Genomic DNA, 12,671 nt, shown 5'->3' with positions numbered 1-12,671 from the left:
GCTCTGTTCAAGCCAACAGCGGTGTCGATGATTCATAGCCATACCGCTGCCGGATCGTAAGTGAAAGGCCTAAAGCGATGACTTTCGCCATTTGGTAAACAATGTGCAAATTCGTGTACGGAAGTGCGCTCATATCGGCGGTATCTTCCATCACGACGCCCATCATGCTGATGTCGCCAATCGATGGCAGCGATTTGCCAAGCGCAGTGCCAGGGGAAAGGGCGCCAGGGCGGATGGCGATCGTATGGACAAACGGCTGCGGCCCGACAATGCTGTCGATCGCCACTACATATGCTCCGTGTTCGTTTTGCAATTGTTCGGAAACGCGTCGGATGTTTGTCGCATCGACGGGTTGCCTGAGCGTGCCGATGACGGTCAAATGATCCGGATAAGCGTTTTCCAGCAGCGTGCCGACGAACGGCCCTAAGCTGTCGCCGTTGATGCGATTGCTGCCGATGCAAACGACGGTCAGATGACGGATGTGCGCCGGCAGCAAGGAAAACAGTTCATTGCGAATGAGCAAAGGAGCGAGCGGATCGCTGTAGGAAATCGTCCTCATCAATCGCGATTCCTTTCTGTCTATAGTCTCCTTTTCTTATTCGCGGCCGCTGCCGGCGATTCCTTTCTTTTCAGGGTTGCAAATTTTTCCTTATGTTTGCTTAAACGGGTTGCGCCATTCCATTAACACGGCATGGTTGAGCGATTCTTCGTCTTCTAAACTTTCTTGCTGCACGCGGATGAGATCAGCAAAGTCGTCTGTCGTATAGTTGCGGATGACCGCTTCGCGCGGGGTGTTGCCGTCAAAGACGTATAAACGTTTATCGTACATGCCGATCCCCCTTTCGTTCGTTTTACCCTCATCATAACCGAAACCTAGAAAAAGCGCCAAGAAAGGTCCATGGACAAGTTTGCCCTCGACCCGGGGATGAAAATCACCGCTTGCCGACGGGATTTTCACGGAAAGCGGGTAGCTTGGTGTTCAAATAAAACGATCATTTACAGCCTTTCGCTAAGTGATCAAGATCACCATCGCAAGCAACCACTGGCAATCTTCGTTTAGGACTCTTTCTCCATTTCACATACAAATTGGTTTACTCGCAAAAGCTTCCGAAGAAAATGAAAAACCATGTCGAACTTTGTCTGTCGAAAATGATGGATGGCAGGGAGGAGGAAAGATACAATTTGATTGTAAAAGTAATGGAAATCGAGAAGGAGAGCATATGAGAAACATTCGTTTGCGACGATGGTTGGTTTGGATGATCGTATGGGCTTTAGTGATGTCAAGCGTCCCGACAAAGGGGCTTGCCGAAACGATCCGATCAGGGGTTGACCGTGTGGCGCCAAAAGAGGGGCCGCCAAAGGTGCCGGAAGCTCTGAAACGTGATCTCAAGCCAGGGGAAATCATAGAGGAAAGAACTGAGAATACAAAGGTTTACTACAACGGCGATGGCACGTTTACCAAGAAGATTTACTTTGAGCCTATTCATGTGAAGAAAAAGGGACAAAAACTATTTGAGGAAGTATCTTCTAGCCTAACGGATAGCACCAATAATACGAATTACGTTGAAACAGAGAATACCATTTTGGAGACAAACTTTTATAAAAAGATGGTCGATGGAGAATACGCCACGTTCCATTACAATGGATATTCGATTTCCTATTCTATTTTAGAGGCGGCAGGCAATAACGCACAACCGATAAAAGCGAAGGATGTTGCCGCCGTCTATAAGAAAAAAGACAACAAAATTGTTCACAAAAACATTTTTCCGAGCATAGACCTGCAAAATATTGCATTTAACGAGTCAACAAAAGAAGATTTGGTTCTTCATTCGTTTGCTGGCTATCATATTTTCAAATTCCGTCTGAAAACGAATTTACATGCAGACATTCAAGACGATGGCTCCATTTTATTTACAAATAAAGAAAATGAAAGGGTTTTTGAGCTGCCGAAGCCGTTTATGGTGGATTCGAATGTCGATGAACGCTCTGGCGAGGTGCAGCGCTCAGAGAATGTAACGTATGAATTACAACAGGATGATCAAGGATATATTTTAACGATCAAAGCCGACCCGGAGTGGCTGAAGGATCCTAAACGTGTATACCCTGTTTATATTGATCCGAGTACTTCCATTAATGTGTCTACCGATGCATTTGTAATGAGCGCCTATCCCACAACCAACTATAGTTCCTCATCAAGCAAGTGGGACTCTGCACAGGGACAATACGTTTTGAAAGTGGGTTATTATGATGGAACAACAGGCACTTGCTATGGCTTTTTGAACCCAGATCTATCGAGCATCAAAAATATGAACGTGACGAGTGCCACATTCCATGTCTATGTCACCCATTCGTACTATGCAACGACGCCAACAGGTCTATGGCTAGATGTTGTCAACGGTCCATGGTCCGCGAGCACGTTAACATGGAGTAATCAACCTTCCTCCACCAACATTGGCAAGGTCGATGTCGCAAGAGACCAGTGGGCGCAATTTGATGTCACGAATACGGTAAAAGAATGGGCATCTGGTACAAAACCGAATTACGGATTGAAACTTCATACGAATGGCAATGGACAAACGTATTGGAAAAAAGTCGTTTCCACGACGAATAGCAGCTATAAACCATATTTGTCTGTTACGTATACGATACCCGTTCCCAATACGCCGACAGGAACGGTCTTCAGCAATGGGGATGGCACAGGATATATCAATTTATCATGGGATCCGGTTCCCGGCGCTGTGGGTTATAAGGTTTGGATTTATAACGGGAAATCATATGAAGCGTTTGATGTAGGCAATGTTACTTCCTGGAGTACAAAAGGGAAAAAAATTTGGCCGACCCCTTCTGAAATTAGTGCTGGAAGATATGACCTGCATCAAGATCAGTTAGGGACGGAGTTGGCTGTCGATCCTTCCCCAGTCTATCGAAATTCAGGCGGAAGCTATCCAAACAGCAAGAACTACTGGTTCCGAGTCAGTGCGATTTTTTCTCAAGGCGAAAGCGCCATGTCAGGCGCGTATATGCCGACCATTCCGAATTTGGCAAAACCATCTGCTCCGACGGGGGTAAGTTATACAAACGGAAATGGAACAGGATATATCGATTTCAAATGGAATCCTGTGAGTGGAGCGACGGGGTATAAAATTTGGATTTTTAACGGTTCCTACTATGAATCGTTAGATGTCGGGAACGTCACTTCTTGGACAACGAAAAACAAAAAGTATTGGCCAACATCTACGGAAATTCAAGCAGGTAGATATAAGTTGCATGTAAACGATGGTCTTGGCACGGAATTAGCTGTTGACCCGTCTCCGGTCTATGCCAATGCAGGAACCAAATACGCAACAGCTGCGAACTACTGGATTCGAGTAAGTGCCTATAACTCTCAAGGGGAAACCGTCTTTTCTGATGCGTATATGCCTAGTATTCCAGATTTGCCAGTGCCATCAGCGCCTTCCGGATTTGCTTACAGCAATCAATCGGGGAGCAACTCTGGCTATGTCATGTTAAACTGGGATAAGATTCCTGGAGCGACAGGGTATAAAGTGTGGATTTTCAATGGACTTTACTATGAAGCATTTGATGTAGGAGACGTGGACCATTGGACGACACAAAACAAAGGAATTTGGCCAACTCCGGAGGAAATCCAACAGGGGGATTCCAGCACCTTAACGTTGCATCATGATGGAAAAGGATTGGAACTTCCGAAAGATCCTTCCCCCATGTATGCGAAAATGGGGACAAAATACGCCACAAGCACCAATTACTACTTCCGACTCAGTGCATACAATGCGGATGGGGAAACAGTATTTTCCAGTAATGCATTGACGGTGAAAATTCCGGAGGCGAATGAGTATTTAGGAAAAGAAGAGTACTGGTCCATTATTGATGTTCCGTATGGCAGCGTGAATGCCGCTACCGGTAATCTGATTATAGACGAAGACGATGTTTCGATTTCCGGAAGAGGACCGGGGCTTGAAATCACAAGAACTTACAATAGTTTATCCACATCGGTTGGATTGTTTGGAAAAGGATGGCATAGCGATGCGGAAATGAACATCGTTGCCCAAGGAAATGAAGCAAGATTTACGGATGAAGATGGCACGCTCCATATATTCACGAAATTATCCGACGGCACGTATAAAGCCCCGACAGGTGTTTACTTGGAGTTAAGCGAAACAACCGATGAATATATACTGACGACAAAAGATCAAACGAAAATCCACTTTCAAAAAAGTGACGGCAAGTTAACTAAAATCGTAGATGGACATGGGAATGCCACTACCTACAGTTATTCTAACGGAAAGCTAGTGTCGATTACCGATGCGTCGGGCAGAAAACTGAGTATGGAGTACAACGCAAGCGGCAGAATCCAGAAAATTACCGCCCCAATGAATCGGACAATCACGTATGAGTATAACAACGACTTGTTAACAAAAGTAACCCAGACGGGCGGGGAAGTAACGAGATACCAATATAATGAACTTGGTCGATTAGAGAAAGTATTGGAACCGACGCATACGGAAGCAAAACCGGTCGTTAATCAGTTCATTTATCATGGCGACAGGCTAAGCCAAGCGATTGATCCTGAAAACCGCATCTATACGATGAACTATGACCAAACAAAACGACAACTTGTCGTAACGCAACCGAATGGCCGTAAAATTCAGTATAAATTTAATGAAGCAGCGAACCCAATTCAAATTATCGAAGACGTAGATGGCTTAAACATTACGACAAGCTATGTTTATGAGGGAAATAATCTAGTAGAATCACGGGATCCGAATGATCAAAATGCAGCGAATCCTACTGAATCATATACGTATGACGCCAAGGGGAATGTGTTAACGGCGAAAGATCGTTATGGTACGGAAACATACGAGTATAACAAAAATAATGATGTCATCTCCATGACAGATACGGAAGGCGATACAACCACGATTGCCTATGATGGCTTAAATCCTGTATCCGAAACGGATCAATCGGGAAAAACGTCTTCTGTATCGAAGTACGATGCCTATGGGAATATCATTGAAGAAAGCGATACATTAGGCAGTGCGACGAATTTGCTCTCTAATAGCGGCTTTGAACAAGGAATCACAGCTTGGAATCTTCTCAGTCATTATGATTCTGGGCAATTACTGGAAGACACGAATGTCTATAATGGATTGACAGGGAGAAAAACGTTAAAAATCGTCGTTGACTCTACTTCTCCTAATACAGAACTTGGCTATGTAGCGGCTACCCAAGAAATCACAGTGAAACCAAATACCACGTATACGTTAAGCGGGAAGATCAAAACGAATTTAACGAAAGCCAATGCCTTTTTCAATGTTCAATTCATGAATAGTCAAAATCAAACGATTTCTTGGGCGGATCATCGTTATAGCCAACTTACAGGCACAAGACCTTGGACAGAGCGGCAAGTGACGTTTACTACTCCTTCGAATGCAGCCAAAATTCGCGTCTATTTAGAGGTCGATCATAAGTCTCCAGATGCTTCCGGAGAAGCCTGGTTTGATAATGTTCAATTGGAAGAAGCGCAGGTTTCTTCCAGCTACAACCCAGTTGTAAATAGTAGTTTTGAAGGAACCACCACGAATTGGAGTGGAACAGGAGGAAGCGTAGATTCTACACAATCATTTGATGGAGGGTACTCACTAAAAATATCTAGAACAAGCACCACGCAATCGGCAAGTGAGTATAAGCAGACCATCATCGTTGGCCAAACATCTGGTGATGCACCAATTAACCTTACGCTTACTGGGGTTTCGAAAGCTGAAAATGTAAAAGCCAATGGCACAGTGAGCGCAAGCGATTATTCCATTACGGCTAAAGTATACTTTGTGGATGGAACGACCCAAACGTATACCGCCGATTTCCCTACTGGCAATCAAGATTGGAACCGTGCCGCCGTTTCGATTCAACCTTCCAAGCCAATTGATAAAATCGACATATCCGCTGTCTTCCGTGGCAATTACACGGGAACGGTATGGTTTGACGCGATCCGTTTAATGGAAGGAAACGTGGTGACGAAAAACAAGTATGATGCAAGCGGAAATTATGTCACGGAAGAAGTGGATGAAGAAGGCTATGTGGCGAAAAAGAATTATGATGCCGTAGGAAACCTGTTAAGCGAGTACGATAAGAAAGGAAACAAGAAAGAGTACACGTATGATTTATCGGATCGCTTAAAACAGCTGTTGTTAGCGAACGGTACTTCCGTCAACTACGATTATGACTTAAATGGCAATATGACTTCAAAAGTCATTCGAACCAGCGACGGCCAGTCTCAAACATTTGCCTATTCTTATGATGCGACCGGTAAACTCATTAAAACCGTCGGTCCGTTGAATGATGTGACAACGAATGAATATGATGCCAACGGAAATAAAATCAAAACGGTTTTGCCGAAAGGAAACACGATTCAATGGACGTATGACGGAACGGAAAGGGTCAAAACGATTTCTTACAACAACGTTCCGTATTACGAATTTAGTTACGACAAAAACGGAAACGAACTTTCTGTACAATATTTAAAAGACGGTACGACCAAGACAAGAAAATTTGATTCCGCGAATCGTGTCATTGAACAATCCGACCGCGGAGGATTACAAAAGTGGACCTATCCGACGACATCGGATAAATTACAACAGTTCATGTTCTCACATGGGTCCTTTAGCCAAACGATCAATTACCAATATAATGCATTGGATCAAAATACGGTCGTCCAAGATGGAACGTATACGTACCGCTTTGACTATGACGAGAGAGGAAACGTTCGCACCTTCACGACGGGAAACGGAGCCGGTTCGACCTTTACGTATGATGACCGCGGCCTCGTGGAAAGCGTTTCGGTCGGTACGGCGGACGGAAAAGAAATTTTATCGGAAACGTACCGTTACGATGAAAACGGCAACCGGACGAAAGTGGAATCCCCAACGGGGGAAACGACCGTCTACCGTTACGATGCCCTAGACCAATTAGTGGAAGAGCAGCTGCCGGATGGAACAAAGATCGAGTATACGTATGATGGATTCGGCAATCGCACGCAAGTCGTGAAAACGAAGGATGGGCAGTCGACGACGACCACGGCTGATTATAATGCGGCGAATCAGTTGGTTCGTTTCGGTGACGAAACAATCACGTACGATGCGAACGGCAACCGATTGGAAGACGGCCAGTATCGATATGAATGGAACGCAGCCGACCAGCTCGTCTCCATCACAAGAAAAGGCGAAAGCACGCCGTTTGTGACGTACCAATATGATGAAGACGGTCGCCGTATTCAAAAGAATGTGAATGGTGTTATTACGAACTACCATTACCAAGGCGACAGCCTAAACGTTCTGTATGAAACCGATGCAAGCGGAAATGTGGTAAGATCGTATATATACGGAGAAAACGGTCAGCTCCTTGCCATGAAGAAAGGCACAGCAACGTATTTTTACCACTATAACGCCCATGGCGATGTCATCGCCCTGACGGATGAACAAGGAAACATCGTTGCCCGTTATCAATATGATGCATGGGGGAATATTCTCTCTCAATCCGGTGCCTTGGCGGAGGAAAACCCATACCGATATGCGGGATATCAATATGACAAAGAAACGGGTCTCTATTACTTAATTGCCCGATACTATCATCCAACGCATGGCGTGTTCCTATCTTTAGACCCAGACCCAGGGGATGCAGACGATATCCTCACGCAGAATGGGTATGCGTATGCGAACAATAATCCGGTGATGTTGGTCGATCCGGATGGGCACCTTCCTTGGTTGTTAATTAATGCAGGGTTTGCGGCGTATGAAGCGTATAAGGCATACAAATCGGGAAAGGGATGGAAAGGTGTCGCGGCTGCAGCGGCTATCGGTTTTGTCGGTGGAGGAAGGCTCAAAGCGGCAAAACACTCTGTTTATGTCTTAAAGAAAGGGAATGTAGTAAAATATGTCGGAAGAACTAAAAATATTAAGAAGAGAAGATATGCCCATAGTAAAAACCATCCTGATTTAGATTTTCAAGAAGTTGCTAGCAATCTATCCTGGGGACAAGCTCGTGGATTAGAACACCGCCTATATTTGAAACACGGTGGAAAAAGTAAGCTTAGAAACAAGATAAGACCTATTAGTAAAAGAAATAAAAATTATAGAAAATATATGAATGAATCTAGAAGTATTTATAAAGAAGTAATAAGAAGATATGGTTGGTGATACTATGTCATTCTGGGAAAGCATAAAGAACAAGGAAACAGTTGTTTTAAGTGATGATGCAATCGATTTGTTAAGTGATACGCTCTTAGAAATCAAAAAAATTTATCAAGAAGATTTAGAAAGAATGCCAACGGTAGCTGAATTGGAAGCATTAATCTTGGAGGCTTTACAACTTGATTCAAATATTAATGAACAATTAGGGGAAATGGAAATCGTCGATGTAAATTTTAAATTGAAAAAGAAAAGAAAGACGCCTAATATTGAACCAGGTATTGTATTCGCAATCCCGCTTAAAGAAATTGAAAAATATGCTTATGGTTTAGTAGTAAAAGGAAAAGGATTAAAGGATGACATCTATATACAATATTTCGATATCTTCACTAATGAAATATTAGATATAAAAAACTTTAGTAATCAATTTGAAAAACTTTCTGTTCTATATACTATTAACAGTGGAATATATGGAATCGTTAATAAAGAATGGAAAATTATTGGAAAATTGTCTAAAGGGAAATTCAACCCTGAAGAATATGAGTTACCTGATTTTGTGTTTTACAATGGCAAGGAATATTTTGTTAGTCGAGGGGATGCGAATACACCAATAGCAGAATTAGAGCCTATTTCTAAAGAGGAAGGGGAAAAAATAAAAAATCCAATTGGCTTGGTTGGTAGTAGTAATATAGTGGAGATGCTTATTAATTCATACTACGAGAAACAAAATCAGAAATAATGTATTTAGCTTTTTTAGGGTTATCCCGTGATTTAAGGGATAACCTTTTTATTGTACAGTGAAGACAGTCGGTACATCCAAAAGGATGTCAATGACGTCATTACGAATTACCATTATCAAGGCGACAGCCTGAACGTCTTGTATGAAACCGATGCGAGTGGAAATGTGGTAAGATCATATATATACGGAGAAAACGGGCAACTCCTTGCCATGAAAAAAGGCAATGCGACGTACTTTTATCACTATAACGCCCATGGCGATGTCATTGCCCTAACGGATGCGCAAGGAAACATCGTGGCCCGTTACCAATACGATGCGTGGGGCAACCTTCTGTCAAAATCGGGCGCTGTGGCGGATGAAAATCCATACCGCTATGCGGGATATCAATATGACAACGAAACGGGGCTCTACTATCTGATTGCTCGGTACTACCACCCAGAGCATGGCGTGTTCCTATCTTTAGACCCAGACCCAGGGGATGCGGACGATATCCTCACGCAGAATGGGTATGCGTATGCGAACAACAATCCTGTCAAGATGGTAGATCCTGATGGAAAATTTGCATGGTGGGCTGCTGCTGCTCTTAGTGGTGCAGTTATTGATGCAGGCATATATGCATGGGAAAATAGAAAAAATTACCGATCCAAAAGATTTTGGAAAGGACTAGGGAAGAGTGCCATAAGAGGAGCAATAACCAGTGTCGCTATTGGTGGAGCTGGAAAAATAGCTTATTGGGCCGCAAGAGGTGGAAGAATTATTAAAGTTGGAAAAATAGGAGAGTATTATGGTGTTAAATGGAGAACTCGTAAGGGTATAGGATACACATATAAATCATTCGAATTTCATCCCCCTCATAACGGTCATGGTTATCATTGGCAGTTAAATAGGTGGAGCTATTATCAGGGGAAATTTAGAAGAAGTAGTAAAGGAACTAAACGTTGGACATGGTATGGTAAACGTATTAAGGGATAACTTATAAATAAAGGTGGAACTCTGTTAAGTTCCACCTTTATATTAGGAGGAATTAGAGATGAAGAAAAAAAAGTTTAAGGCCGTCAAACTGGATGAATTATCAAAAACGAGAGTTTTCGAACTAGAAGAACAAATTGAAGAAATAATCGTGGATATACTTAACCAGTATCAGCAATTTTTTGTCCAAAATGGCTATATTTTAGATATTAAATTAGAACGAATTAATGAAGTTGATGCTTTGAAAGGTATTGAGGAGCATGGTATGGAAAAAGGTCAATGCTTTGAAACAAATTACTATTCTTTTGTTTGTTTAGCTATTAAAGATTCAAGTGGAAAATTAATTGGTAATGAAGAAGATGGGTATTTAATAGAAAATATCCATATTTGGAATGTCAACAAACCGTTTTTTTCATCAAAAAAGGGATATATAATCAATTTACCGCCTTTAGAAATAAAAAAGGAAATTGAAACAGTAATTAAAGATTTTGCGAGAGTTTTAAATATAAGCATTTCAGGGTCAAACACAATTAACAATTAATTCGAGCGCTGTTTTGTGTCAAATAATGGCGATTTATTAAGAAGTCCTTTGTAAAAGGCAAAAGATTTTAACTAAATGGAAATTTATAGGATGTATAACAATCTAAGTAGAGGACAGTTTATTTTGTTGGTATAAGAGTACCACATGCTAAATTATAGGAGTGTCGTCTGTATCATAGATGATAGAGACCCAGGGGATGCGGATGATATCCTTACACAAAACGGATATACGTACGCGAACAACAATCCAGTGATGTTGGTGGATCCAGATGGGCATTGGGTCTGGCTGGCCATCAATGCAGGGGTTGCGGCTTATAGTGCGTATAAGGCATACAAGTCAGGAAAAGGATGGAAAGGTGTCGCAGCTGCGGCGGCTATCAATTTTGTTGGTTTTGGTGGCAAGTTCAAAGCTGCTATATAAGTTGCAATAAAGATTTTCCGATTGTTCGATTCTGTTTTCCTTCATAACAAGTCATTTTGATAGAATGCGGTGGGCGCTCTACTGGATGTAAAACAAAGTTTCAACTTATATAGTAAAATTATTAAAGCTGTGCATGGTAATAGTCGATTCTCAAAGAGGATTCATCATGGGTATGAAATTTATGAAATAGTTAACGGTAAAAAACGTATAGTTAAAGTAGGTATTAGTGGTGCTAAGCTAAACAAAAACGGTACATCACCTAGGCTAACCGTCAGGTCAATAAGTGGAATAAAAAAGCGGGGTATCAAAGATACTATGCTCGGATTGTTAAGAGAAATATTTATGGAAGAGAGAAAGCTCTAAAGTGGGAGAGAGGAAGAGCTTATGCAGTGAGAAAAGCTGGGGGTAATATGTATCTTCATGTCAGACCGTGATAACATAAAGAAAGGGGTAAGCTATGTTACTGAAAACATTTCTATTATTAGGAGAAGAAGGGATATCCGACGTTAAAAAAAGTTTTTCTTTTCAAACTAGATGTATTACCAAATTGTATGAACGGGTCTTTGATAAAAAATATAAAACCGCTGATTGTAGGCAGTTAAATTTCCATTGTGGTAATTACCCCGAGATGAAACTATTAGGATGTTTTGATGGTTTTTGTCAAGTCTTAGTGCCATATAATATTCAAGAATTTCTAGAGTATCCAGATAACAAAAAAAAATAGAGATCCTAGAACTGTTGAAAAATAGCCTCGATTTTGTTATTAGAGGAAAAAATTGGGATCCTAATCCTTTTCAAGAAGCTTATGAGAGAGTAAAGGAGTTAAACTATATTAATGAGTTTATTTGGAACAAGCCTAAATTAAGTCCAAATAAAAAATACAAAGCTGAGGTACATTGTAATCACGATCTGTATGATTTTACAATAAAGATGGTGATTAAAGATAGAAAAGATAAAGTATTACTTGAAAAAAAAATAGTGTCAACTGAACCCGATGAACTTATTTACGATAGGTTTTTAGGTCATTTAATGTGGATAAGTGATGATGAAATAGCGCTTTACGAGAAAAATTCAAAGCGTTATACCTCTGTAAAATTAAGAGAAGCATAATGAATAGCTCTAAAATATTATCAAAGTTGAATCATTTTTCACCAGATTGACAGTTTAAAATTTTTCTTCAGAAGGACGCAAATTCGTCCTTCTGTTTTTTTATCCTATGGGGTTCCGTTAAGCAGCTTTCTTATTGTCTAGGGCACGGTGTGTTCCCTTCCTTGGATCCAGACCCAGGGGATGCAGACGATATCCTCACGCAGAATGGGTATGCGTATGCGAACAATAATCCGGTGATGTTGGTCGATCCGGATGGGCATTGGGTATGGTTGGCCATCAATGCAGGGTTTGCAGCTTATGATGCGTATAAGGCATACAAGTCGGGAAAAGGATGGAAAGGTGTCGCGGCTGCGGCGGCGTTAGGACTTATAGGCGGGGGACGGATTAAAGCTGCTAAGAAAATATCACATAACCCGTGGTGCTAGATAAACTCAAACAAGCATAAAAATAGCCCTTGCATGAGGATCCCCTTAAAATGAAAGTGCAACCAACCATTAAAAAGGAGGATCCCTATGCAAGAGCACTTTCATTTTACTACAGATCGGGCCAAGATTCAAAAGCAATATGCCGCCATTTTCGTTTTTGTTTCTGCTCAACTTTCATGCATTCAGGTGCATCTTCATCGTCGAAATCGCCATTTGGTCAAGCAAGAGGACGCTGTCATCATCGCCATTCATCTTTTAGGAAAGCT

5 protein-coding genes and 5 pseudogenes are annotated in these 12,671 nt (G+C 41.8%); 8 read left to right on the top strand and 2 right to left on the bottom strand.

Going from position 1 to position 12,671, the window contains the following annotated elements:
- Positions 1 to 7: 7 nt before the first annotated feature.
- Positions 8 to 559 (bottom strand): spore protease YyaC, encoded by a 552-nt coding sequence (gene yyaC, locus JCR24_RS15020; RefSeq protein WP_063192288.1) that lies wholly within the window; start codon positions 557 to 559, stop codon positions 8 to 10.
- Positions 560 to 718: 159 nt separating this feature from the next.
- Positions 719 to 829, bottom strand: a pseudogene (locus tag JCR24_RS17620) (GNAT family N-acetyltransferase); the annotation flags it as partial.
- A gap of 391 nt (positions 830 to 1,220) precedes the next feature.
- On the opposite strand from JCR24_RS17620, the gene JCR24_RS15010 reads away from it, so the two are divergent.
- From JCR24_RS15010 to JCR24_RS14985, 8 genes and pseudogenes are all read left to right on the top strand, one after another.
- The gene (locus tag JCR24_RS15010; protein WP_238980884.1) at positions 1,221 to 8,210 is read left to right on the top strand and encodes a DNRLRE domain-containing protein; all 6,990 of its coding nucleotides are present in this window, start codon (positions 1,221 to 1,223) and stop codon (positions 8,208 to 8,210) included.
- Positions 8,200 to 8,940, top strand: coding sequence for an immunity 26/phosphotriesterase HocA family protein (locus JCR24_RS15005; protein WP_238980883.1), 741 nt, complete (start codon positions 8,200 to 8,202; stop codon positions 8,938 to 8,940). Before JCR24_RS15010 ends, JCR24_RS15005 begins: the two co-directional genes overlap by 11 nt.
- 54 nt (positions 8,941 to 8,994) lie before the next feature.
- Positions 8,995 to 9,912: pseudogene (locus tag JCR24_RS15000) on the top strand (RHS repeat-associated core domain-containing protein); the annotation flags it as partial.
- 58 nt (positions 9,913 to 9,970) lie between these two features.
- Complete coding sequence (locus JCR24_RS14995; protein WP_015374290.1) at positions 9,971 to 10,450, top strand: hypothetical protein; 480 nt, start codon at positions 9,971 to 9,973, stop codon at positions 10,448 to 10,450.
- A gap of 180 nt (positions 10,451 to 10,630) precedes the next feature.
- Positions 10,631 to 10,858 (top strand): annotated as a pseudogene (locus JCR24_RS17615) (RHS repeat-associated core domain-containing protein); the annotation flags it as partial.
- Positions 10,859 to 11,608: 750 nt separating this feature from the next.
- The gene (locus JCR24_RS14990) at positions 11,609 to 11,980 is read left to right on the top strand and encodes a hypothetical protein (RefSeq protein ID WP_238980882.1); all 372 of its coding nucleotides are present in this window, start codon (positions 11,609 to 11,611) and stop codon (positions 11,978 to 11,980) included.
- Positions 11,981 to 12,123: 143 nt separating this feature from the next.
- A pseudogene (locus tag JCR24_RS17605) lies at positions 12,124 to 12,384 on the top strand (RHS repeat-associated core domain-containing protein); the annotation flags it as partial.
- Between the two features lie 108 nt (positions 12,385 to 12,492).
- Positions 12,493 to 12,671, top strand: a pseudogene (locus tag JCR24_RS14985) (IS982 family transposase); the annotation flags it as partial.

This window comes from Geobacillus sp. YHL (genome assembly GCF_022341265.1).
Lineage (GTDB): Bacteria > Bacillota > Bacilli > Bacillales > Anoxybacillaceae > Geobacillus > Geobacillus thermoleovorans.
Note: the sequence above shows the minus strand (reverse complement) of the source record. Positions and strands in the feature narration are given on the sequence as shown.